We start from the raw sequence: 24,018 nt of genomic DNA on the forward strand, positions 1-24,018 counted from the left end.
AGCCCGGCCCACGCACTGAGTTCGAGGAGCCACCCGTGCCGCGCATGCTCGACGTCAGCGAGGACGTACGCGCCGAGATCGGCGACGAAGAAGCCGACCGGCTGCTCACCGGTGAGAACTCCCCGGGCAGCTACGACTGCACCTCCTGCCGGACGCCCGGCGACTCCGAACAGGAGCGGACCAGCACCGTGCTGTTCGTCGGCGAGGAGACCGCCGTTCTCGCCTTCGCCCATGCCACCTGCATCCCGTCGCAGGTCGTCCAGGTCGCCGAGGACCAGCTCCAGGGCGCGGTCCGGAGCATCACCAGCAGCGAGCCGGGGCCCGGAGCCGCCGCCGGTGCGGGACAGGCCGTTCTCGGCGTGACCAGCGGTCTGGTGCTGATCGAGGGCGATCTGCACCCGGCCCTGGTCGTCGAGCCGACCGCCGCGATCACCCGGCCCGGCTCGCGCGGCACCACCGACGAGTTCCTCCAGCTCCTCGTCGAGCAGGGTTTCCAGCCGGTCGCCGATCTGAACCGGCTGCCCGCTCCGCTGCACGGCTGGTCGGTGCTGCTCGCGATGGGCCAGCTCCACGCCGTGCTCCAGCCGGGCACCGGCGGCGGCAGCCCGGTCGCCTGGTGGCAGGCCCATCAGCCGCTCCAGGTCACGGAGGGCTGGCGGGCGGCGGCCAACAGGTCGCACACGGTGCTGGTCTTCGCCGCGCCGGTCGGCGCGATCGGCCAGCAGCCCCGCGAGGACCTGCTGCGTGACGCCCTGGACAAGGCCACGGCCAATGGCATGCTGGTCGCCGCGGCCATGCCGCTGGCCGGCACATGACCGAGGCCACCCGGGCCGTCCTCGGTACGGCCCGCGCACCGTCGGCGGCAATTTCCGCGGCCTGCCCGCATCCGACGGAGGGCGGGGTCGTTGGCACGTATGTGCACTCATACGACCCCTCCCGACAGCCGTACCAGCGCCAGATCCCGTCCATGCGCCCCGCGCAGGACGTAGCGGACGGATATTCGACGACGCCGATCTACGACGCGCTGTACTCCGAGTTCCGCCGGTCCTTCAGAGCGCTGCCCGGAGACCGGAGCAACGAGGAGAATCTCGGCTTCACGGCCTTCGGCACCGGCCTGCACGCCGCCCACGTCGGATACGCCGGCGGCCACAGCGGGCTCGGTCACACCTCGTTCACGGGGTCCTGGCAGCGGGAGGGCCGCCAGCGCACCGGGCGGCACGCGCCGGCGGCCCTCCCGCCGGGTCCCCGGCGCGGTGCCTGACGGCGGGTCCTGCGGACCGGCGGGTCCTGTTCACGCGTGAGGGCCGGTCCTGCGGACCGGCCCTCACGTCACTCCTTCCGGCCGCTCACTTCTTCCGGCCGCGCTTCTCACGCACCCGCACGGAGATATGGATCGGAGTGCCCTCGAAGCCGAACTCCTCGCGCAGCCGGCGCTCGACAAAACGCCGGTAGCCGTGCTCGATGAAGCCCGACGCGAAGAGCACGAAGCGCGGCGGCTTCGTACCCGCCTGCGTACCGAAGAGGATCCGCGGCTGCTTGCCACCGCGGATCGGATGCGGATGAGCCGCGACCAGTTCACCGAGGAACGCGTTGAGCCTGCCGGTCGGCACCCGGGTCTCCCAGCCCGCCAGCGCCGTCTCGATCGCCGGGACCAGCTTCTCCATGTGGCGGCCGGTCCGCGCCGAGACATTTACCCGTGGCGCCCAGGCGATCTGGGCCAGCTCCGTCTCGATCTCGCGTTCCAGGTAGTAGCGCCGCTCCTCGTCGAGCGTGTCCCACTTGTTGTACGCGATGACGAGAGCGCGGCCCGCCTCCACCGCCATCGTGATGATGCGCTGGTCCTGGACGCTGATGGACTCGCTCGTGTCGATCAGTACGACCGCGACCTCGGCCTTCTCGACGGCGGCCGCAGTGCGCAGCGACGCGTAGTAGTCGGCGCCCTCCTGGAGGTGGACCCGGCGGCGGATGCCCGCGGTGTCGACGAACTTCCACACCGTCCCGCCGAGCTCGATCAGCTCGTCGACCGGGTCGCGGGTGGTGCCGGCGATCTCGTTGACGACGACGCGCTCCTCGCCCGCGACCTTGTTCAGCAGAGACGACTTGCCGACATTGGGGCGCCCGATGAGCGCGATACGACGCGGTCCGCCGACGGCGGTGCCGAAGGTCTGCGCCGGGGCCTCGGGCAGGGCTTCGAGCACCGCGTCGAGCATGTCGCCGGTGCCTCTGCCATGCAGCGAGGAGACCGGGTGCGGCTCGCCGAGTCCGAGCGACCAGAGCGCCGTCGCGTCGGGCTCGCCGTTCGGTCCGTCGACCTTGTTGGCGCAGAGCACGACGGGCTTGCCGGCCTTGCGCAACAGCCTGACCACGGCCTCGTCGGTGTCGGTCGCGCCCACCGTGGAGTCGACGACGAAGACCACCGCGTCGGCGGCCTCGATCGCGTACTCGGCCTGAGCGGCGACGGAGGCGTCGATGCCCAGCACGTCCTGCTCCCAGCCGCCGGTGTCGACGACCTTGAAGCGGCGGCCCGCCCACTCGGCCTCGTAGGTCACGCGGTCGCGGGTGACGCCCGGCTTGTCCTCGACGACCGCCTCACGGCGGCCGATGATGCGGTTCACGAGGGTCGACTTGCCGACATTCGGCCGGCCGACGACGGCGAGGACGGGCAGCGGGCCGTGACCGGCCTCACCGATCGCGCCCTCCACATCCTCGGCTTCGAAGCCCTCCAGCGCGGCAAGCTCCATGAACTCCGCGTACTCGGCGTCGCCAAGCTCTCCGTGCTCGTCGCCGGAGTCGATCTGGTCGTTCATGAAGTCCGTACCTCGTTCATCGTGATCGGTGCACCGCGGCACGCGGCGCACTACTCAAGTCTTGCCTAGCGCCCAGTGAGGCGCCTGGCGTTCTCCAGGTGGGCGGTCAGCCGCTCCTGGATCCGTACGGTGGCGTCGTCCATCGCCTCGCGGGTGCGCCGCCCGCCGCTGTCGCCCGCCTCGAAGGCGTCGCCGAAGACGACGTCCACACGGCCGCGCAGAGCGGGCAGCGCCGGTATCAACCGTCCCCGGCTCTCGGTGCTTCCCAGCACCGCCACGGGCACGATCGGCGCGCCGGAGCGTACGGCGAAGTACGCCAGCCCGCCGCGCAGCGAGGCGAAGTCGCCCTCGCCCCTGGTGCCCTCGGGAAAGATCCCCAGCACTCCGCCGTTCCTGAGCACGGCGAGCGCGCCGGTGATCGCCGCGCGGTCCGCGGCCTTACGGTCCACCTTGAGCTGCCCGATGCCCCGCAGGAACGGGTCGAGCGGGCCGACGAACGCTTCCTTCTTGATCAGGAAATGCACCGGACGCGGCGCCGTGCCCATCAGCATCGGACCGTCGATGTTGTGCGCGTGGTTGACGGCCAATATGACGGAGCCGCTCGCCGGCACCCGCCAGGCGCCCAGCACCCGCGGTTTCCAGAGCCCGTGCATCAACCCTATGCCGATGCCGCGACCGATCGCCGCGCCTCGTGCGGACGGTGCGCTCACCGTTCGGCCCGCTTCTCCTCGACGAGAGTCACGACACGGTCGATGACCTGCCGCAGCGTGAGGTCCGTGGTGTCCACCTCGACCGCGTCGTCGGCCTTCGCGAGCGGAGAGGTCTTCCGGCTGGAGTCCGCCGCGTCCCGCTTGATCAGCGCTTCCCGGGTGGCGGCGACATCGGCCGCCTCCTTGCCCTTCAGCTCACCGCTGCGGCGGGCGGCCCGTGCCTCCGGCGACGCGGTGAGGAAGATCTTGACGTCGGCGTCCGGCAGGACGGTCGTACCGATGTCGCGGCCCTCGACCACAATGCCCCGCGACGACGCCGCCGCCGACGCGATGGAACGCTGGAGCTCGGTGATGACGGCCCGTACCTCGGGAACGGCGCTGACCGCGCTCACCGCGGAGGTGACTTCCCGCGTACGGATCGGGCCCGCGGCGTCGACACCGTCGACGGTGATGGCCGGGTCGGCCGGATCGGTGCCCGAGACGAGGACGGGCTTGCCCGCGGCGGTCGCGACGGCGGCGGGGTCCCGCACATCCACGCCGTTGCTGATCATCCACCAGGTCATCGCCCGGTACTGCGCGCCGGTGTCCAGGTAGCTGAGTCCGAGCTGGGCGGCCACGGCCCTGGAGGTGCTCGACTTGCCCGTGCCGGAGGGCCCGTCAATGGCAACGATCACAGCGGTCCGGGCGGCGGTTGCTCCGTTTTCCACGGGGGCGGACACCTTCCTGGTTCACGGGGTGGATGTACGGGGACGTCCGTACGCCCCCGCACAAGGTTACCGAGTACTCAGGACCGCGAATGCACCCGTTCGGCGGGACGCCGCCGGTACCCGCTCCGCGGTGGCCGCGTGGCCGCTACTGGCGGATCGACCAGCCGCGTTCCCGCAGGGCCGCGCTGAGCACCGGGGCCGCCGCCGGTTCCACCATCAACTGGGCCAGGCCCGCCTGCTGCCCGGTCGCGTGCTCGATCCGGACGTCCTCCACATTGACTCCGGCCCGTCCGGCGTCCGCGAAGATCCGGGCCAGCTCGCCCGGCTGGTCGCTGACCAGGACCGACACGATCTCGTAGACCGTGGGCGCAGCGCCGTGCTTGCCCGGCACGCGCACCCGGCCCGCGTTGCCGCGCCGCAGGACGTCCTCGATACCGGCCGTGCCGCCGCGCCGCTTGTCCTCGTCCGAGGACTGGAGCGCGCGCAGCGCCTCGACCGTCTCGCCGAGATCCGCGGCGAAGCCCGCCAGCACATCGGCGACCGGCCCCGGGTTCGCGGAGAGGATGTCGACCCACATGCCGGGGTCGGAGGCCGCGATCCTGGTGACATCGCGGATGCCCTGGCCGCAGAGGCGTACGGCCGTCTCGTCGGCCTCCTGCAGCCGGGCCGCGACCAGCGAGGAGATGAGCTGTGGGGTGTGCGAGACCAGGGCGACCGCCCGGTCGTGCGCGTCCGCGTCCATGACGACCGGCACGGCGCGGCACAGCGCGACCAGTTCCAGGGCCAGGTTCAGCACCTCGGTGTCGGTGTCCGCGGTCGGCGTCAGCACCCAGGGACGTCCCTCGAAGAGGTCCGCGGTCGCGGCCAGCGGCCCCGAGCGCTCCTTCCCGGCCATGGGATGCGTACCGATGTAGGAGGTCAGATCGAGGCCGAGCGCCTCCAGCTCGCGCCGCGGGCCGCCCTTGACACTGGCCACGTCCAGATAGCCGCGCGCCACACCGTCCCGCATCGCCGCGGCGAGCGTGGCCGCGACATGGGCGGGCGGCACCGCGATGATCGCCAGGTCGACCGGTCCTTCGGGCATCCCGTCCGTGCCCGCGCCGAGCGCCGCGGCGGTGCGGGCGCGCTCCGGGTCGTGGTCGGTGAGGTGGACGGTGATCCCCCGGCCGGACAGCACCAGTGCCGCCGAGGTGCCGATCAGGCCCGACCCTATGACGACGGCGTTTCTCACTGGGCGATGTCCTTGCGGAGAGCGGCCGCGGCGCCGAGGTAGACGTGCGCGATCGCGGACTTGGGCAGGTCGGACTCGACATGGGCGAGGATCCGGACCACACGCGGCAGCGCACCCGCGATGTCCAGTTCCTGAGCGCAGATCAGAGGCACGTCGACGATACCGAGCCCGCGCGCCGCGGCGGCCGGGAAATCGCTGTGCAGATCGGGCGTGGCCGTGAACCAGATACTGATCAGATCGTCCGGAGTGAGCTCATTGCGCTCCAGGATCGCGGTGAGGAGCTGCTTGACCTGGTCGTCCATGTGCGCGGACTCGTCCCGCTCCAGTTGGACGGCCCCACGGACCGCTCGTACCGCCACGACGCTCTCCTCAGTGATCGACTGCTCCGGCCAGCGTAGTCAGCCACCGGGAGAACGGCTTCCGCGACCGTCCTGCGAGACGGTGGCGGGGCCACCGCGGCGGACTCCGGACCGGTGGCGGAGGCGCGGGCCGGGAAACCAGTACGCGGCGCCCTGGCCCTTCTCGTACTCTCTCGCGCATGACACCGCCCGACGCTCTCGTCCGCGACCACACGGTCTACTCCTGTGTGATGGGTTCACGCGCCTTCGGACTGGCGACGCGGGACAGCGACACCGACATCCGTGGTGTCTTCCTCGCTCCCACCTCGCTGTACTGGCGCTTCGAGAAGCCTCCGGCGCATGTCGAGGGACCGGCGGCCGAGCAGTTCTCGTGGGAGCTGGAGCGCTTCTGCTCGCTGGCGCTGCGCGCCAACCCCAATGTCCTGGAGTGCCTGCACTCACCGCTCGTCGAGCGCGTCGACGACACGGGCCGTGAGCTGGTCGCGCTGCGCGACGCGTTCCTGTCCCGCCAGGCGCATCGGACCTTCGTCCGGTACGCCGAGGGCCAGCACAGGAAGCTGGTGGCGGATGTCCGGCGGCACGGCGCACCGCGCTGGAAGCACGCCATGCATCTGCTGCGCCTCACCGCGTCCTGCCGGGATCTGCTGCGTACGGGCCGGCTTGTCATCGACGTCGGCACGGACCGGGAGTCCCTGCTGGCGGTGAAACACGGCGAGGTTCCCTGGTCCGAGATCGAACGGCGGATGGACCGCCTCGTCGCGGAGGCCGAGGCGGCCGCCGCGCGCTCGCCGCTCCCGGCCGAGCCCGACCACGCCCGTGTGGAGGACTTCCTGATCCGCGCCCGCCGCGCCTCGGCGCTCGGGCCGGGACCGGGCCGGGTCCCTGTCTGACGGCCGTCGGCGCGGGTCAGGCGTCCCAGAGGGCCGCCAGCGACAGCAGATCGCTGCGGTACTCGATCCGCTCCGCCCACTCCTTGGGCCAGGCCGCCGCGCCCAGGTGCGCACCGGCGAACGCGCCCGTCAGACAGGCGATGGAGTCCGAGTCGCCCCTGGTGCAGGCGGCTCGGCGCAGCGCCGTGACCGGCTCCTCGGGAAAGAGCAGAAAGCAGAGCAGCCCGGTGGCCAGCGCCTCCTCGGCGATCCAGCCGTCGCCCGTCGCCAGGCACGGGTCGGTCTCCGGAGACGGGGTGCGCAGGGCACTCTGTACACGTTCGAGGGCCGCCACGCACTCGTCCCAGCCCCGGCCGATGAAGGACTCCGGCGACGGGTCGTGGCCGAGCGTCCACAGGTCGCCCAGCCAGCGGTGGTAGTAGCGGTTCCGGTTCTCGTACGCGTACGAACGCAACTGGCCCACCAGGCCGAGCGGTTCCGCGCCCCGCGCCAGCAGGAACACCGCGCGCGCCGTCAGGTCGGAGGCGGCCAGCGCCGTCGGATGGCCATGGGTGAGAGCGGACTGCAACTGCGCGGCGCCCGCGCGCTGTTCATCGCTCAGTCCCGGGACGAGACCGATCGGCGCGACCCGCATATTGGCTCCGCATCCCTTGGAGCCGACCTGGCTGGCCTGCTGCCAGGGCCGGTCGCCGTCGAGGAGCGCGCAGGCCGTCAGACAGGTGCGGCCGGGAGCGCGGTTGTTGTCCGGTGAGTGGTACCAGGCGACGAACTCGTCCCGCACCGTCCGTTCGAGACGCGCCGGGCCGAGCACGCCCGAGTCCATCGCGGTCCGTATTCCCCGCGCGAACGCGAGCGTCATCTGGGTGTCGTCCGTGACGAACGCCGGCTCCGGCAGAGCCATCTCCCGCCACGGGCCAAACTTGGCGAGGATCGACGGCACATCGTTGAACTCCGTCGGAAAGCCCAGGGCGTCGCCCAGTGCGAGCCCGGTCAGCGAGCCGGTGGCGGCCTGTTTGGTGAGAGCCCTCGTGGTGATCATGCGGTCCGTCCTTCCGGTCGCAGAAGTGGTGGATGCAGTGTCGTGGCGGCGCCCGCGCGGTACAGCGCGGCCGGTTTCCCGCGCCCGCCCGTCAGCCGAGGCGGTCCCTCGACCGCCTCGACGAAGCCGGGCGAGGCGAGCACCTTGCGCCGGAAGTTGGGACGGTCCAGCTCGACGCCCCAGACGGTCTCGTACACCTGGCGCAGTTCTCCGAGAGTGAACTCGGGCGGGCAGAAAGCCGTGGCCAGACAGGTGTATTCGAGCTTGGCGCCGACGCGGTCGCAGGCGTCGGCGAGGATGCGCTCATGGTCGAAGGCGAGCGGTCCGAGCGACCCGAACTCCGTCCAGCGCGCCCGGGCGGCGTCTCCGCCGCCGCGCGGCTCCGGCAGATCCGGTACGAGCGCGGTGTATGCCACGGACACCACTCGCATCCTGGGGTCGCGGTCCGGGTCGCTGTAGGTCCTGAGCTGTTCCAGATGGAGAGCGGTGGCGGTCCGTTCGGACAGGCCGGTCTCCTCGGCGAGTTCGCGGCGGGCCGCCTGCCCGGCGGACTCCCTCGGCAGTACGAAGCCGCCGGGCAGTGCCCAGGCGCCCAGGTAAGGGTCCTGTCCGCGCTCGACGAGCAGGACGTGCAGCCGGCCCTCGCGGACGGTGAAGACGGCGAGGTCCACGGTGACGGCGAAGGGCTCGAAGGCGGAAGGGTCATAGCCCGCCGGTGCGCCCGGCCGCCGCGTGTTCACCGGCGCTCCGGCAGCGGCGGCGACCAGGGACCTGGTCCACCCCCGTGGGTCCAGGTCCGCCGGCCGCGTCCGGCGAGGTTGTCCGCGAGACTCACACCCGCCTCCTTAATGGTCATACTGACTATAAAGGCGAACACGCGTACCACACAAGGGAAAAGCCCGCGGCCATCAGGCCGCGGGCTCCGTTCTTCCGGACCGCGAGCGCCGGCGGGCACCGGCGGTGTCGGAGTGCGGGCTAAGGTCTGTCCCGTCATCCCCGGCGGGCGCGCGACGACAGCTACGGCGCCTCGCCGCGTTGTCGGAACGCCCGGATACACATCCCGTATGCGAGCGTCCCTCCGCCGTGCGATCCACCGCATCCGGCGCCGCGCGCTGATCCACCAGGGACTACGGGACAGCCCTTACAGCCCGACCTCCCTCATCAGCATGCCGACCTCGGTGTTGGTGAGACGGCGCAGCCAGCCGGACTTCTGGTCGCCCAGCGGAATCGGGCCGAAGGACGTCCGGACGAGCCGGTCGACCGGGAAACCGGCCTCGGCGAGCATGCGGCGGACGATGTGCTTGCGGCCCTCGTGGAGCGTGACCTCCACGAGGTAGTTCTTGCCGGTGTTCTCCACGACCCGGAAGTGGTCGGCCTTGGCGTAGCCGTCCTCAAGCTGGATACCGTCCTTGAGCCGCTTGCCCAGATCGCGCGGGAGCGGGCCCTGGATCGCGGCCAGATAGATCTTCTTGACGCCGTACTTGGGGTGCGTGAGGCGGTGGGCCAGCTCACCGTGGTTGGTGAGCAGGATGATGCCCTCGGTCTCGGTGTCGAGCCGTCCGACATGGAAGAGCCGGGTCTCACGGTTGGTGACGTAGTCGCCGAGGGACTGGCGGCCGTCCGGGTCCTCCATCGTGGAGACGACACCGGCCGGCTTGTTCAGCGCGAAGAAGAGATACGACTGCGTGGCGACGGTCAGCCCGTCCACCTTGATCTCGTCCTTGTCCGGGTCGACGCGCATGCCCTGTTCCAGGACGACCTCGCCGTTGACCTCGACGCGGGCCTGCTCGATCAGCTCCTCGCAGGCGCGGCGCGAACCCATACCGGCGCGGGCGAGGACCTTCTGCAGTCGCTCACCCTCCTCCTCGGCACCGGGGTTGGTCCTCGGCGTCTTGACCGAGGGCCGCTCCGCGTACCGGTCGCGGTTGCGCTGCTCGATCTTGGCGTCCAGCTCGCGGGGCCGGGCGGGGCCGCCCTGGCCGCCTCGGCGCGGGCCGCCGGTCCGGCCGCCCGCGCTCTGCGAGGGCCTGGGACCGCCCTTGGCACCACCACGGGCCGCGGCGCCGCGGGCACCGCCCTGGCGCGCGCCGTCGCCGGAGGACTCGCCGGAGCGGCGCGAACCGCCGGGAGCACCGGACGCGCCGGAACCACCGGTGGGACCGGAGCGGCCCACGTCGTAACGGCGCTCCTCGGGACGGGGCCGGGACGGACGCTTCGGCTGCTCGTCCCGTCCACCGCCGGCGGTTGCACGGTAGTCACGGCTGTCACGGCTGTCACGGCTGCCGCCGCCACCGCCGCTCCGGCCACCACCGCCGCTGCTCCGGCCGCCGTTTCCGTCGCCGGAGCCACGGAAGTCCCGGCTCCCGCCGCTCCGGCCGCCGTTTCCGTTCCCGCTCCCGCCGCTCCGGTTGCCGCTTCCGCTGTTCCTGCCGCTACTTCGCATTAAATGTCCGTCTTGTCGTCTACGTGAATGTCCGGGGCGTCCGGTGCGTCCGGATCGAACGACGGAACACCTTCCAGGGTCTCGGCCTCGATCGCGTCCGCCTCGGGGAGGAAGGGCGCGAGCTCCGGGAGCTCGTCCAGGCCTCGCAGGCCCATCCGTTCCAGGAAGTAGTTCGTCGTCCTGTACAGGATCGCACCTGTTTCGTGTTCCGCGCCCGCCTCCTCGACCAGCCCGCGCTGGAGGAGGGTGCGCATGACGCCGTCGCAGTTGACTCCGCGTACGGCCGAGACCCGGGAACGGCTCACGGGCTGGCGGTACGCGACGACCGCGAGGGTCTCCAGTGCCGCCTGGGTCAGCCGGGCGTGCTGGCCGTCGAGTACGAAGCTCTCGACGGCCTCGGCGTACTCGGGCCGCGTGTAGAACCGCCAGCCGCCGGCGACCAGCCGCAGCTCGAAGCCGCGGCGCTGGACGGTGTACTCGTCGGCCAGCTCCCGCAGCGCGTCCGCGACGGCCCGGCGGGGACGGTCGAGGACCTTGGCGAGGTGCTCCTCGGTGGCGGGCTCGTCGACGACCATGAGGACCGCCTCCAGTGCGGGCTTGAGGCCGAGCTCCGCGACCGTGCCGGTGCTCGTGCTCCGCTGCTCGGCGCTCATGCCTTCTCCTCGCTCGTCCCGTCCGTCGTCCCGCCGGGACCGCCGTCCTCGCCGTCGAACTCGTCGCTCACGCCGTCCTCGCCGTCGAACTCGTCGCTCACGCCGTCCTCGCCGTCGAACTCGTCGCTCACGGCCGGCGCCGCGTCGTCGTTCCCGCCCGTCCAGCGGACCATCAGCGGCCCGAGAGCCTCCTCCTGGTCCAGGGCGACGGCCCGCTCCCGGTACAGCTCCAGGAGCGCCAGGAAGCGCGCGACGACCGTAAGCGTGTCGGCGGAGCCCTCGGCGAGTTCCTGGAAGCTCGTCTCGCCGCGCTCCCGCAGCATCGCGACGACCAGTGCCGCCTGCTCCCGCACCGATACGAGCGGCGCGTGGATGTGATCGACGTACACCTGCGGCCTGGGTTTCGGCTGCATCGCCTTCACGGCGAGCCTCGCGAAGCCCTCGGGCCCGATGCTGATCACGACCTCGGGAAGCAGCTCGGCGTGCTGTGGTTCCAGCCCGACGGTACGCGGATATCTCCGGGCCTCGGCCTCCAGTCGCGTGCTGAAGATCTCCGCGACCTGTTTGTACGCGCGGTACTGCAGCAGCCGTGCGAAGAGCAGGTCCCGCGCTTCGAGCAGGGCGAGGTCCGCCTCGTCCTCCACCTCGGCGGCGGGCAGCAGCCGGGCGGCCTTGAGATCCAGCAGGGTCGCCGCGACCACCAGGAACTCCGTGGTCTGGTCGAGATCCCAGTCCGGTCCCATGGCGCGGATGTGCACCATGAACTCGTCGGTGACCTTGGAGAGTGCGACCTCGGTCACATCCATCTTGTGCTTCGAGATGAGTTGGAGCAGCAGGTCGAAGGGGCCCTCGAAGTTGGCGAGCCGCACCGTGAACCGGCCGTCACCGCCCTCGTCGGCGGCGCGCCTGTCGGCGGCGTCCTTCGCGGCGGGACCGGCGCTCTCCGGTGGCGGTGCCGAGGACGGCTCTCGCGCCGGCGGCTCGTCGGGAGCGGGCCGGAGGGCTTCATCCGGTTCGGAGCCGGGCGCGGCCTCCACAGGCGCGGAGCCGGCCTCAGCGGGCACGGTCGCAGCGTCGGCGACCGGCTCCGGGGCCTCTTCCGGGCGCGTCCGCGCCGCCGCTCCGCCGGCCGTCGCGGGCCTCGCCGCTCCTGGGCCCCGGCCCAGGGAGCGGCGAGGCTGGCGGTTCTGGTCGGGAGGCGGGGGCATCGCGGTCCTGGGAGGCGGGGAGCGTGGGAGCTGCCCGCGCAGGCTATCGTCAGCGCCCGCGCAGGCGCCGTACGAGGATGCTGGCGTCGCCGCGTGATTCGAGGTCCGCGAGGACCACGGCGACCGCCTCGCGGACGATCCGCCCGCGGTCCACGGCGAGACCGTGCTCACCGCGCAGTACCAGCCGTGCGTGTTCGAGGTCCATCAGTTCCTCGGCCGAGACATAGACCGTGATCTTCTCGTCGTGCCGTTCCCGCCCGCTGGGACGGCGGTTCGCACCGCGGCCCCGGCGGCGCTGCTGGCCGCCCTGCTGCGCGGCGGCCTGCGCCGCACCGGTGGAGGCGGCGTCCTGCGGCCGGCGGCCCTTCACCGACGCGGCCGCCTGTTCCGCGTCGGCCGTACGGCTCCTGGGTGACTCCGCGGAGTCCGCCGACGCGGCGGAGTGCTCCTCGGCGGAGGCCGGTGAGCCCGCCGTCTCGCCGGCCGGACCGCTCTCTCCCGCCGGAGGCGGCACCCGGGGCTCGCCGTTCGCGTTCCGCCGCCGGTCCGCGGGCGACGACGACTGCAGCGCCGTGCCACCGGTGGTACGGAACAGCTCGTCGGCCCCGGGCAGACTCACTCGGCGTGACACCGGGCGAGCACCTCCCTGGCGAGCTGGCGATACGCGGCGGCGCCCACGGAGTTCGAGGCGTATGTCGTGATCGGCTCACCGGCGACCGTGGTCTCCGGGAAGCGCACGGTCCGCCCGATCACCGTGTGGTACACGTGATCGTCGAACGCCTCGACGACGCGCGCGAGGACCTCGCGGCTGTGCACCGTACGGGAGTCGTACATCGTCGCGAGGATGCCGTCGAGCTCCAGCTCCGGGTTGAGCCGCTCCTGGACCTTCTCGATGGTCTCCGTCAGCAGGGCCACTCCGCGCAGCGCGAAGAACTCGCATTCCAGCGGCACGATCACCTTGTGCGCGGCGGTCAGCGCGTTCACGGTCAGCAGACCGAGCGACGGCTGGCAGTCGATCACGATGTAGTCGTAGTCCTGCATCAGCGGCTTCAGCGCCCGCTGGAGCGTGGACTCGCGCGCGACCTCGCTGACGAGCTGCACTTCCGCGGCCGAGAGGTCGATATTGCTCGGCAGCAGGTCCATGTTGGGCACCGCGGTCTTCAGCAGGACCTCGTCGGCCGCCATGCCCCGCTCCATGAGCAGGTTGTAGACCGTGAGGTCGAGCTCCATCGGATTGACGCCCAGACCGACCGACAGGGCGCCCTGCGGGTCGAAGTCGACGAGCAGCACGCGCCGGCCGTACTCCGCGAGCGCGGCACCCAGGTTGATGGTCGACGTGGTCTTGCCGACGCCGCCCTTCTGGTTGCACATCGCGATGATCGTCGCGGGGCCGTGGTCGGTGAGCGGGCCCGGGATAGGGAAGTACGGCAGAGGACGCCCGGTCGGGCCGATCCGCTCGCGGCGCTGGCGTGCGGCGTCGGGGGCGAGAGTGGCCGCGTACTCGGGGTCGGGCTCGTACTCGGCGTCGGGGTCGTAGAAGTGCCCCTCGGGCACTTCGTCGTAGTCGGCGAAGGGAGTGGACTCTCGGCCACCCTCGTTGCCGGCCATGGCGTTCACGTGTTGGCCGTCCATCATCTGGTGGGCTGTCGTCATGTGCTGGTGGGTGGCGAAGGTGCGGACAGCGACGGAGCCGACAGCCTCGAACCCGGACGACGGGCTCTGGCCCCTCGCAGGCATTCCTGGTTGACCACCCCCGGGAGTAAATGTCGACTCATTCACAAGTCGTCTTACCTCCTTGGACGTGACCAGGAAACTTATCGATAGGTCAGCGTGGCACTATGCCGACGGTTGGCGACTCTATGGCGTGTCACCGCTTCGCAGCAACACAATCCGCCGGACCCGGCCCGATGTGTCGGCGACCGAACACCTCTCTGTCAAGGGCGCACCAGCCTCTCACCACGGCATGGCGCTCATGTTTCCGCGGTGTGCGAATCGGTTGAAAGGTTACGTTCGGAGTGAGTTGATCGGGGGCCCGGACGCGGCCGGGTACACATCCGGCCGGACCTCGCGCAGCAAGATCCGGCCGTTGGCGTGAAGTTGACGACGCGCGTTGACGCATCAGTCCAGAAGCGCACTCAATTCGGCGTGATCCAGTCCATGCGCCTCGGCGACCTCACGGTAAACCACCTGGCCTTCATGGACATTGAGGCCCTTGGCCAGAGCCGGATCCCGGCGCAGCGCGTCGGCCCAGCCGCGGTTGGCGAGTTCGACGATGTACGGCAGCGTGGCGTTGGTCAGCGCGTACGTGGAGGTGTGCGGCACCGCGCCCGGCATGTTGGCCACGCAGTAGAAGACCGAGCCGTGGACGGGGAAGGTCGGCTCCGCGTGCGTCGTGGGACGCGAATCCTCGAAGCAGCCACCCTGATCAATCGCAATGTCGACAAGTACACTTCCGGGCTTCATCTTGGCGACCAGCTCGTTGGTGACGAGCTTCGGCGCCTTGGCGCCGGGGATGAGAACCGCGCCGACGACGAGGTCCGCCTCGACGACCGCCTTCTCCAGTTCGAAGGCGTTGGAGACGATGGTCTGGACCTTGGTGCCGAATATCCGGTCGGCCTCGCGCAGCTTGCTGATGTCACGGTCGAGCAGCGTCACATGGAAGCCCATGCCGACGGCGATCTGTGTGGCGTTCCAGCCGGAGACACCGCCGCCGATGACGACGGCCCGGCCGGCCGCCGTACCCGGGACGCCTCCCGGCAGGACACCGCGACCGCCGGCCGAGCGCATCAGGTGGTACGCGCCGACCTGCGGGGCCAGCCGGCCCGCGACCTCGGACATCGGCGCGAGCAGCGGCAGCGCTCGGTTCGCGGTCTCGACGGTCTCGTAGGCGATGGCGGTGGTGCCGGAGTCCAGCAGGGCGTCCGTGCACGCGCGGGACGCGGCGAGGTGCAGATAGGTGAAGAGCGTCTGGCCCTTGCGTAGCCGGGGGTACTCCTCGGCGATCGGTTCCTTGACCTTCAGCAGCAGGTCCGCGGCGGCCCAGACCTCGTCGGCGGTGGACAGGATCCGCGCGCCGGCGGCGGTGTACTCGTCGTCCGTGATCGACGAGCCGGCGCCGGCGTTCCGCTCGATGACGACCTGATGGCCGTGGCGCACCAGCTCGTGCACACCGGCGGGGGTGATGGCCACCCGGAACTCGTTGTTCTTGACCTCGCGGGGGATACCGACCAACACGGCAGATCACGGTCCTTGACTCAGGGGATTCCGGGGCAATCCCATACATGGCCGGGCGCCGCGAGGCGCACGGGAAGACACCGCGAGTAGGAGCGGCGGAGCCAGTCTAATGAAGGACTTCCCACTGTCCAGCCTTGCAAAGCATTATTCCCCGGTCGAACCGCTACGGATTTCGTAGGCAGGATCCTCCGTTTCCAGGATTCGTTCGGCCGCACTGCGATGCAGCCTGGCCGCGGTCGGATCGCCGAGCCGGTCCAGGGTGTCCGCCAGCCGGAGCTGCAGCGCCGCCAGCAGCCGTACGTCGTCGGCCAGCCGGGCCCACTCCACCGCCTCCTGGCAGGTACGCAGCGACTCGTACGGCCGGCCCGCGTACTCCTGGACCCGGGCCGCCTCGCTCAACGCCCTTGCCTGGCCGGGCAGATCACGCAGACGGCGGTAGCCCGCGACGGCCGCCCGCCAGTGGCGCAGCGCCTCGCCGTAGCGGCCCGCGTAGGTGTGGACGGTGCCGAGGCGGCCGTACAGCCTGGCCTCGTCGGCCCGCTCGCCACGGCTCTGCCGCTGCGCGAGCGCTCTTCCGTACCAGTCGGCGGCGCGCTGCCACTCCTCCAGATCCTGGTAGGCGCCGCCTACGGATTCCATCGCGCGGCCGGTCGCGTAGAAGTCATTGGCGGCCCGTCCGGCGTCCAGCGCGGCCCGGTAGCGGGCGAGCGCGTCGTGCGTACGGCCGGTCTGGGCGTCCAGATCGCCGATGTTCAGCAGCGCGGCGGCCTGCTCGCGGTGCAGTCCGCGCCGCGCGGCGATGTCGAGGACGAGCTGGTGCAGCCCGTACAGCTCGGGCGCGGCGGCCTCGGTGCCGCGGTGCGCGGCCAGCGCGCGGACCAGCGCGGCCACCAGCCGGCGGGCCAGCGTGTCCAGCTCGCCGTCGGCGACCGCGAGCCGGGCGGACGCCAGCAGCGCGGGCTGCCGCAGCCGCAGCCACTCGGCCGCCGCGTCGGCGTTCGGGAAGCGCAGCGCGCGGGGCAGTCCGGCCAGTTTCCTGCGGGCCGGCGAGCCGTCGGGTTCGGTGACCGCGCGGCAGGACTGGAGCAGCCGTACGGTCCGCTCCAGCATCCGGGCGCGGGCGAGCTGCACCTCGCCGGGCCGGTCCTTCTCCTCGACGAGGTCGCGCAGCAGCGGTACCAGACAGCCCGGCACTCCGTACTGGTCGCCGACCGTTCTGAGCAGCCCCAGCGCGGTGAAGTCGTCCAGCGTCTTCCGGGCGGCCGAGACCGTGCAGCCCGCCAGCGCCGAGGCGGTGTGCGCGTCGGCGAGACCGGCGGGAGCGAGTGCCAGCAGTCGCAGTATCCGCGCGGCGGGCGCGGGCAGGCTCTCGTACACCAGCCGGAAGGACCGGGCCAGCGGCCGGTCGCCCAGAGGCCGTTCCGAGTCGTGCGGCAGCGCGCGCAGCCGCTTGGCCGCGTCGGCGACCGACGCGGTGGGACGGGCCGCCAGCCAGCCGCCGGCCAGGACGAGCGCGGCGGGCTGGCCGCCGCACTCCTCGGCGAGGGATTCGGCGGCCTGCGGATCGACGGTGATCCGCACAGCGCCGGTGTACTGGGTGAGCAGTTCGACGGCGGCCTTGGCGTCCATGCCGCCGAGGGTGCACGGGCGTACGTCCGGGATGCCGGTGAGCGGGCCCTGCGCGACCGCGACCACCAGGCAGTCCGGGTTGTCGGGCACGAGCGGATCGACCTGTTCCGCGTCGGCGGCGTCGTCGAGGAGCAGCAGCACCCGCCGTACGGCCAGCGCCTCGCGCACCATCTGGGACAGCTCGTCCTCGTCGGCGCCGGGCGGAGTGGCGATGTCGAACACGCCGAGGATGTCCCGGGCGGTGCGCTCGGTGGGCACCCGCTCGCCGCCGGGCTCGGTCAGCCGGGTCCGCACGACTCCGTCCGGATAGCTGTCCCGGAGCTGCCCGGCGAGTTCCTCGGCCAGCGCGGTACGTCCGGCGCCGGGGCGTCCGGCGATCAGCAGGACCCGCGCGCGGGGCTCCTTGCGCCCGGAGATCGTATTGAGCCCGGCCCGCTCCATGTCACCGAGCAGCGCCTTGAGCTCGCGCTCCCGGCCGAAGAACCGGCCCTCGTGAGCGGGACGCGCCCGGCTCGGGACGGGCCGGGTGTCGACGCGCCGCGCGGGCGCCCGGGGCGGCCTGGTGGCCGAGGGCCGGGTGAGCGACGGCCGTCCCACCGAGGGCCGTGGCGGGGCGCCCGGGGCGGTCGCCGCCGGGTCACCGGCCTGGAGACCGGCGGCCGCGTCGACCACTCCGCGCGCCGCCGGAGGCCCGCCTTGGTCGTCCGGGCCGTCCGGCCCTGCCGTGGCGTCAGGTTCTGCCACGCTTCCGCCGTGCGCCAGCGGGCCGCTCGTGGCCTCCGGCACACCGGCCGCCGCGGCGGAGCGGGATTCCTCCGGAATCCCGTCCGCGCCACGCGCCACCGACCCGCTCATGTCCCCGGTATCTCCCCGCGGCGCTTGCGCGCCGTCCGCTCCCCCCGTGGGCGCACCACGCGCCCCCGGCCCCTCTGTCTTCTCTGTCTTCTTGGCGTCCACGGCGTTCTCGGCGCTCCCGTGCTCACCGCTCCCGCCGTCGGCCGACTTCGACGCGCTCTTGTCCGCTCCTCGCGGCGCCGAAGACGCCGAGTCGCCACCCTCCGTAATCCGGCCCGGCGCGGAACCGTCCGCGTCATCCGCGAGAGCGTCCGGGTCCTCCGGTCCCTCCGGGACCTTCACCCGGGCCGGACCCGTCGGCTCCGGATTCTCCGCCGGCGGCTTCCGCCTGGCCGGCCTGGCCCAGCGCCACCGCCTCTTCGACGGACCGTCAGATTCGCCCGCTTCCAGGCCGGTTGGCGTCTCGTCCGCCGAACCGGCCGGCTCCTCCGGGTCCTCCGCGGAACCGGCTGTCTGCCCCGTCGCACGCGCGCGGCCGGGGCCGTTCAAGTCCACCGCCTGATCCGTCACGGGCCACGCTCCGTCCTGCGCACGAGCCGAGCCCGGCGGGTCTCCGCGCGGGCGCTTCGAGCGTAGTTCACTCTCTGCGACCAAACCGGGAGAGCGCGGCCGGTAAATCCCCCAATCGGATCAGCTTTTCTTCAGACCAGAGGATCACTGGACGAGCGCTGGAGAACCGCTGGAGCGCTCCCGGAGCGGCGCTGGAGAGACGCTGGAGGACCGAGAAACCGGCTCAGGATTCGAACGGACGGGCGGGCCATGGCGCGTCCGCCGGCCGGAGCGTCTCCAGCCCGTCACCCGCCAGTACCGCGGTCAGCGCCAGGACACCCACGGCGAGACAGGTGTTGTGCAGCTCACCGGCGAGCACACCTCGGGTCAGCTCCGCCAGCTTCACCCGGGCCAGCTCCATGTCCGCCTCCTCCTCGGAGACCGCGAAGCGCTCGCCGTCCGCCTCCGAGAGATCACGGGCCAGAAAGATCCGTACCGCCTCGTCGGAGCCGCCGGGCGACGTGTAGACGTCCACCAGGACCCGCCAGTCCTCGGCCTTGACGTGGGCTTCCTCATACAGCTCGCGCTGCGCCGCGTGCAGCGGGTTCTCGCCCGGTACGTCGAGCAGACCGGCCGGGATCTCCCAGAGCTTCTGGCGTACGGGATGGCGGTACTGGCGCAGGACGACGACCCGGTCCTCGTCGTCCAGCGCGACGATCGCCACCGAGCCGGGATGCACCTGGTAGTCGCGGGAGTGCACCGTACCGTCCGGCATGACCACATGATCCGTACGGACACTGGTCTTGTTGCCGCGGAAGGGCGTCGACGTCGCGGTGACCCGCCATTCCTCGGGGGCGTCCTTGATGATCATGAAAGCGTCCTCCCACATGGCAGCGCAAACGCGGAAACCGGGGCACCGGCCTCGAAAGACCCGTGCCCCGGCTCCCACCGTATCGCTTGGCCGAGCGCGGCCATTCTCCCCGTGGGCCGCCCGCTACTGGCCCTGCCGGCGCTCCACCGCGGCCTTCACCAGGCCCGCGAAGAGCGGGTGCGGCCGGGTCGGCCGGGAACGCAGCTCCGGGTGGGCCTGGGTGGCGACCAGATAGGGATGCGTGGTGCGCGGGTACTCCACGTACTCGACCAGCTTGTTGTCGGGAGAGGTGCCGGAGAAGACCAGACCGGCCTTCTTCTCCAGCTCCGCGCGGTAGGCGTTGTTGACCTCGTAGCGGTGGCGGTGGCGCTCCTCGACATACGGCTGATCGTCGTACGTCTCGCGCACCAGCGAGCCCTCCGCGAGCTTGGCCGGGTAGAGGCCGAGCCGCATCGTGCCGCCCAGGTCTCCGGCGCCCTCGACGTAGGCGAGCTGCTCCTCCATGGTGGAGATCACCGGATGCGCGGTGCCGGAGTCGAACTCGGTGGAGTTGGCGTCGGGGATCTCGGCGAGATTCCGCGCGGCCTCGATGACGATGCACTGGAGGCCGAGACAGAGACCGAGCAGCGGGACCTTGTTCTCCCGGGCGTACTGGATCGCGCCGACCTTGCCGGTCACACCGCGCTCGCCGAAGCCGCCGGGGATGCAGATGGCGTCGACGTCGCCGAGCTGCTTCGCCGCGCCCGCCGGAGTCTTGCAGTCGTCCGACGTGACCCACTTCACTGTGACGCGGGCCTTGTTGGCGAAGCCGCCCGCGCGGATCGCCTCGGTGACCGAGAGATAAGCGTCCGGCAGGTCGATGTACTTGCCGACCAGCGCGACCGTGACCTCGTGGTCCGGGTTGTGGACCCGGTCCAGCAGATCGTCCCAGACCGTCCAGTCCACGTCGCGGAACGGCAGGTCCAGCTTGCGCACGACATAGGCGTCCAGGCCCTCGGTGTGCAGCACCTTCGGGATGTCGTAGATCGACTTGGCGTCGATCGCGGCGACCACGGCGGCCTCGTCGACATCGCACATCAGCGAGATCTTGCGCTTGATCGAGAGCGGCACATCACGGTCGGCGCGCAGCACGATCGCGTCCGGCTGGATACCGATGTTCCGCAGGGCCGCGACCGAGTGCTGGGTCGGCTTGGTCTTCAGCTCGCCGGACGGCCCGATGTACGGCAGCAGCGAGATGTGCACGACGAAGACATTGTCGCGGCCCACCTCGTGACGCACCTGCCGGACGGTCTCCAGGAACGGCAGCGACTCGATGTCGCCGACCGTCCCGCCGACCTCGGTGATGACGACATCGACGTCGTCAGTCGCCATCCGCCGGATCCGGTGCTTGATCTCATTGGTGATGTGCGGAATGACCTGGACCGTGTCTCCGAGGTACTCGCCGCGCCGCTCCTTGGCGATGACCTGCGAGTAGACCTGGCCGGTGGTGACGTTGGCGGAGCCGTCGAGGTCCACGTCGAGAAAGCGCTCGTAGTGCCCGATGTCCAGATCGGTCTCGGCACCGTCGTTGGTGACGAACACCTCACCGTGCTGGAACGGGTTCATCGTGCCGGGGTCGACGTTCAGGTACGGGTCGAGCTTCTGCATGGTGACCCGCAGACCGCGCGCCTTGAGCAGCGCACCCAGACTGGAGGCGGTCAGGCCCTTGCCGAGGGAGGATGCGACACCCCCGGTGACGAAGATGTGCTTGGTCGTCGAGGATGTCGAGGATCGGGTCGGCATGGCCAAGAGGGGGCTCCCGTGGTCGCGGTCTGAGGTGCGTGCCGGCTTCCCTGTCGAAGGGTGAAGGGTCTGCCGTCGCTGCGGGTTCGGGGCCCCGTTGCGTCGCAGGGAGTCCACCGGTCCACGGGCTACCAGGGTATCAGCGCCCAGGAGAGGCTGCTTCCGGCCACGCGTCATCACACCTTTCCGTTGTGTCACCCTTGGCTCACCCGTTCGGCGGACCGATGTTGCCGGGACCGTGGCGCGGATCTCCGAGGTGCGTCGTATCCTGCTCGGACATTCGCTGCCGAGTCCGGCCGGCAAACGGCACCACCCCGCCCGATTTCCCGGAAAAAGAGCTCGTCAACGACCCTTGACCGCAGTAAGCGCCCCGCGGGGCGGACGTGGCCGTTCGACTGGAGATGCACGTGGCCGGGCGCATCGAGGATTACGCACTCATCGGAGATATGCAGACCGCTGCCCTGGTCTGCCGGGACGGCACAGTCGACTGGCTGTGCCTGCCCCGCTTCGACTCGCATGCCGTGTTCGCGGCTCTGCTCGGCACCGATGAACACGGTTTCTGGCGGCTCGGGCCCGCGCATCCCGCGGGTTCCGCACCGCCGCCGTCCTCACGGCGCCGCTATCGCGGAGATTCGCTGATTCTGGAATCGGAGTGGGACACGCCACGCGGCACGGTCAGAGTGACCGATTTCATGCCGCCGCGTGACGGCGCTCCGCAGCTCATCCGGATCGTGGAGGGCATCAGCGGACGCGTGCCGATGCGCTCCTCGCTGCGGATGCGCTTCAGCTACGGACGCGTGGTGCCGTGGGTCCACAAGGTCGGCAACCGCACGGTCGCCGTCGCCGGGCCGGATTCGGTCTGGCTGGACACCACGGCGGAGACGTACGGCAAGGACCTCACCACGTACTCCGACTTCACCGTGGCACCGGGCGACCGGATCGCCTTCACCATCAGCTGGGAACCCTCGCACCGGGAACCGCCCGCTTTGCCCGATCCCGAGGGCTCGCTCGAAGCGACCTCCGATTTTTGGCGTGAATGGGTCGAGCACTGTACGTATCACGGCCCCTACCGGGAGGCAGTGGTCCGTTCGCTGATCACTCTCAAGGCCCTGACCTACGCGCCGACGGGCGGGATCGTCGCCGCGCCGACGACCTCGCTGCCGGAGGAGATCGGCGGCGTACGGAACTGGGACTACCGCTACACCTGGCTGCGCGACGCGGCGATCACGCTCTCCTCGCTGCTGCGCACCGGCTACCGCGAGGAGGCCCGCGCCTGGCGTGAGTGGCTGCTGCGCGCGGTCGCCGGCGACCCGGAGAACCTCCAGATCATGTATGGCATCGCCGGTGAGCGGGAGCTGGGCGAGGCGGAGCTGGACTGGCTGCCCGGCTATGAGCAGTCGGGCCCCGTCCGGGTCGGCAACGGCGCCGCGCACCAGCTCCAGCTCGATGTGTACGGCGAGGTCACCGAGGCGCTGCATCTGGCGCACATGACCGGTCTGGCCCGTAACGACTACGCCTCGGTGCTCCAGCTCAAGCTGATCCGCTATCTGGAGAAGCACTGGGACCAGCCGGACGAGGGCATCTGGGAGGTGCGCGGGCCGCGCCGGCACTTCGTGCACTCCAAGGTGATGGCCTGGGTCGCGGTCGACCGGACGATCAAGCTGATCGAGTCCGGCGACGCCGACGGGCCGCTGGAGCGCTGGCGCGAGCTGCGGGACGACATCCATCATGATGTCTGCGAGAAGGGTTACGACAAGGAGCGGAACACCTTCACGCAGTCGTACGGCTCCAAGGAGCTGGACGCGTCACTGCTGCTCATTCCGCAGATGGGCTTTCTGCCGCCGGACGACAAGCGGGTCATCGGCACGATCGAGGCGATCCAGCGGGAGCTGTCCACCGAGGACGGTTTCGTCATGCGCTATCCGACCTCGGGCGAGGACGCGGGCGTCGACGGTCTGCAGGGCGACGAGGGCGCCTTCCTGGCCTGCTCGTTCTGGCTGGCCGACGATCTGGCGATGATCGGCCGGGTGGACGAGGCCCGCAAGCTCTTCGAGAAGCTGCTCAGTCTCCGTAACGATCTGGGGCTGCTGGCCGAGGAGTGGGACTCCCGGCTCCAGCGCCAGGTGGGCAACTTCCCGCAGGCGTTCAGCCATGTGCCGCTGATCGACACGGCGCTGCGGCTGACGGCCTCCGGCGCGTACGGCGGCTGACGAGCCCTGTTGTGGGCCGGTCCTCGGAGACCGGCCCACTCGCGCTGTGCCGGGGCCGGTGGGATGTCCACCGGCCCCGGCACAGCGGTCGCCGGCGGTTTCAGGCCGCTCGGGAGCCGGCCTCCGCTCCGGTCAGCCGACCAGGTCGAGCACCGGAAGCAGGCCGTCGGGACGCTGGTCGACCGGCAGATGGTCGACGAGATGGACCGGGCAGCCCAGCGCCGCCGCGCCGGTGTCCGCCCGCCGGTCGTCTCCGACCATGGCCACCTGTTCGGGCGGCAGCCCGAGCAGTTCGCAGGCCGTCCGGAACAGCCGTGGATCGGGCTTCTGGACTCCGTGTTCATAGCTGAGCACGAATGTGTCCACCAGGGCGTCGAGCCCGTACGCGCGAAAGACCGGCCGCAGATCCCAGCCGATGTTGCTCACCACCGCCACCGGAATTCCGCGCTGCCGCAGTTCGCGGAGGACCTCGGCCGTGTCCGGGTACGGATTCCACGCGGCCGGTGTCATATGGCGGGCGTACAAGGTCTCGTACACCGTGTCGCCCCACGGCAGTTCGGCCTGCCTGGCCAGTCCGGTGTACACGGCGCGATGGCATTCGGGCGTCAGATCGCGCTCGGCCCACGACCGCTCCAGATGGCGCGGCAGCACCTGCGGCGAGATCCCGCCGGGCAACGCGCCCAGCCGCTCCAGCCGTCCCGCGTACTCGGCGACTTCGGCGCCGGTGACGGGCACGCGCGCGTCGTCCAGCACCGCGCGGAGCCAGTTCTCCGTCGCCTCGACCCGCAGCAGCGTGCCCGAGAAGTCAAACATGCAGCCCTTGATCGTCACAGGTGTTCTCCTCTTTCCTCGTGGTGGAAGGGCCTTGCCCTCATGGTGGAAGGGCCTTGCTCCCGAGGGA

Annotated in this window: 21 protein-coding genes; 4 read left to right on the top strand and 17 right to left on the bottom strand. The window is 71.1% G+C overall.

Annotated elements, in window-relative coordinates; genetic code table 11:
* Nucleotides 1-35 precede the first annotated feature (35 nt).
* Nucleotides 36-815 (top strand): hypothetical protein, encoded by a 780-nt coding sequence (locus tag PV679_RS08260; RefSeq protein WP_319679411.1) that lies wholly within the window; start codon nucleotides 36-38, stop codon nucleotides 813-815.
* Nucleotides 812-1,261 carry a hypothetical protein gene (locus tag PV679_RS08265; protein WP_319679412.1) on the top strand — a complete coding sequence of 150 codons (450 nt, stop codon included), beginning with the start codon at nucleotides 812-814 and terminating at the stop codon, nucleotides 1,259-1,261. Before PV679_RS08260 ends, PV679_RS08265 begins: the two co-directional genes overlap by 4 nt.
* Nucleotides 1,262-1,346: 85 nt before the next feature.
* Here PV679_RS08265 and der read toward each other — a convergent pair whose 3' ends face one another.
* From der to aroH, 5 genes are all read right to left on the bottom strand, one after another.
* Nucleotides 1,347-2,807 (bottom strand): ribosome biogenesis GTPase Der, encoded by a 1,461-nt coding sequence (gene der, locus PV679_RS08270; protein WP_319679413.1) that lies wholly within the window; start codon nucleotides 2,805-2,807, stop codon nucleotides 1,347-1,349.
* A gap of 65 nt (nucleotides 2,808-2,872) precedes the next feature.
* Nucleotides 2,873-3,460 carry a lysophospholipid acyltransferase family protein gene (locus PV679_RS08275; RefSeq protein WP_319679459.1) on the bottom strand — a complete coding sequence of 196 codons (588 nt, stop codon included), beginning with the start codon at nucleotides 3,458-3,460 and terminating at the stop codon, nucleotides 2,873-2,875.
* A 53-nt stretch (nucleotides 3,461-3,513) separates the two neighbouring features.
* Nucleotides 3,514-4,224, bottom strand: coding sequence for a (d)CMP kinase (gene cmk, locus PV679_RS08280; RefSeq protein WP_319679414.1), 711 nt, complete (start codon nucleotides 4,222-4,224; stop codon nucleotides 3,514-3,516).
* Nucleotides 4,225-4,369: 145 nt separating this feature from the next.
* Entirely contained in the window at nucleotides 4,370-5,455 is a 1,086-nt protein-coding gene (locus PV679_RS08285; protein ID WP_319679415.1) for a prephenate dehydrogenase, read from the bottom strand.
* On the bottom strand, nucleotides 5,452-5,814 hold the full coding sequence (aroH, locus tag PV679_RS08290) for a chorismate mutase (RefSeq protein ID WP_319679416.1): 363 nt from the start codon (nucleotides 5,812-5,814) through the stop codon (nucleotides 5,452-5,454). The genes PV679_RS08285 and aroH overlap by 4 nt, the downstream gene beginning before the upstream one ends.
* Nucleotides 5,815-5,993: 179 nt before the next feature.
* Between aroH and PV679_RS08295 the strand changes: the two genes are divergently transcribed.
* The gene (locus tag PV679_RS08295; protein ID WP_319679417.1) at nucleotides 5,994-6,704 is read left to right on the top strand and encodes a DNA polymerase beta superfamily protein; all 711 of its coding nucleotides are present in this window, start codon (nucleotides 5,994-5,996) and stop codon (nucleotides 6,702-6,704) included.
* A 16-nt stretch (nucleotides 6,705-6,720) separates the two neighbouring features.
* On the opposite strand, the gene PV679_RS08300 is transcribed toward PV679_RS08295, so the two are convergent.
* From PV679_RS08300 to PV679_RS08350, 11 genes are all read right to left on the bottom strand, one after another.
* Nucleotides 6,721-7,743, bottom strand: a complete 1,023-nt coding sequence (locus tag PV679_RS08300) for an ADP-ribosylglycohydrolase family protein (protein WP_319679418.1) — start codon at nucleotides 7,741-7,743, stop codon at nucleotides 6,721-6,723.
* Entirely contained in the window at nucleotides 7,740-8,483 is a 744-nt protein-coding gene (locus PV679_RS08305) for an NUDIX hydrolase (RefSeq protein WP_319679419.1), read from the bottom strand. Before PV679_RS08305 ends, PV679_RS08300 begins: the two co-directional genes overlap by 4 nt.
* Before the next feature lie 401 nt (nucleotides 8,484-8,884).
* Nucleotides 8,885-10,186, bottom strand: a complete 1,302-nt coding sequence (locus PV679_RS08310; RefSeq protein WP_319679420.1) for a pseudouridine synthase — start codon at nucleotides 10,184-10,186, stop codon at nucleotides 8,885-8,887.
* Complete coding sequence (gene scpB / locus PV679_RS08315; protein WP_319679421.1) at nucleotides 10,186-10,839, bottom strand: SMC-Scp complex subunit ScpB; 654 nt, start codon at nucleotides 10,837-10,839, stop codon at nucleotides 10,186-10,188. Before scpB ends, PV679_RS08310 begins: the two co-directional genes overlap by 1 nt.
* Complete coding sequence (locus tag PV679_RS08320) at nucleotides 10,836-12,047, bottom strand: segregation and condensation protein A (protein ID WP_319679422.1); 1,212 nt, start codon at nucleotides 12,045-12,047, stop codon at nucleotides 10,836-10,838. The genes scpB and PV679_RS08320 overlap by 4 nt, the downstream gene beginning before the upstream one ends.
* A 49-nt stretch (nucleotides 12,048-12,096) precedes the next feature.
* Nucleotides 12,097-12,666, bottom strand: a complete 570-nt coding sequence (locus PV679_RS08325; protein WP_319679460.1) for a hypothetical protein — start codon at nucleotides 12,664-12,666, stop codon at nucleotides 12,097-12,099.
* Nucleotides 12,663-13,784 carry a ParA family protein gene (locus PV679_RS08330; RefSeq protein WP_319679423.1) on the bottom strand — a complete coding sequence of 374 codons (1,122 nt, stop codon included), beginning with the start codon at nucleotides 13,782-13,784 and terminating at the stop codon, nucleotides 12,663-12,665. Before PV679_RS08330 ends, PV679_RS08325 begins: the two co-directional genes overlap by 4 nt.
* 381 nt (nucleotides 13,785-14,165) lie before the next feature.
* Nucleotides 14,166-15,281, bottom strand: coding sequence for an alanine dehydrogenase (gene ald / locus PV679_RS08335; protein ID WP_319679424.1), 1,116 nt, complete (start codon nucleotides 15,279-15,281; stop codon nucleotides 14,166-14,168).
* A gap of 144 nt (nucleotides 15,282-15,425) precedes the next feature.
* Nucleotides 15,426-17,765, bottom strand: coding sequence for a tetratricopeptide repeat protein (locus PV679_RS08340; protein ID WP_319679425.1), 2,340 nt, complete (start codon nucleotides 17,763-17,765; stop codon nucleotides 15,426-15,428).
* Between the two features lie 733 nt (nucleotides 17,766-18,498).
* Nucleotides 18,499-19,125: an NUDIX hydrolase gene (locus PV679_RS08345; protein ID WP_319679426.1), complete on the bottom strand. Its 627-nt coding sequence runs from the start codon at nucleotides 19,123-19,125 to the stop codon at nucleotides 18,499-18,501.
* A 123-nt stretch (nucleotides 19,126-19,248) separates the two neighbouring features.
* Nucleotides 19,249-20,907, bottom strand: coding sequence for a CTP synthase (locus tag PV679_RS08350; RefSeq protein WP_319679427.1), 1,659 nt, complete (start codon nucleotides 20,905-20,907; stop codon nucleotides 19,249-19,251).
* 401 nt (nucleotides 20,908-21,308) lie between these two features.
* Between PV679_RS08350 and PV679_RS08355 the strand changes: the two genes are divergently transcribed.
* Entirely contained in the window at nucleotides 21,309-23,117 is a 1,809-nt protein-coding gene (locus tag PV679_RS08355; protein ID WP_319679461.1) for a glycoside hydrolase family 15 protein, read from the top strand.
* 132 nt (nucleotides 23,118-23,249) lie between these two features.
* Here PV679_RS08355 and PV679_RS08360 read toward each other — a convergent pair whose 3' ends face one another.
* Complete coding sequence (locus PV679_RS08360; RefSeq protein ID WP_319679428.1) at nucleotides 23,250-23,948, bottom strand: HAD-IA family hydrolase; 699 nt, start codon at nucleotides 23,946-23,948, stop codon at nucleotides 23,250-23,252.
* Nucleotides 23,949-24,018 lie beyond the last annotated feature (70 nt).

It is taken from the genome of Streptomyces sp. AK02-01A (assembly GCF_033795305.1).
In the GTDB taxonomy this organism is placed as follows: domain Bacteria; phylum Actinomycetota; class Actinomycetes; order Streptomycetales; family Streptomycetaceae; genus Streptomyces.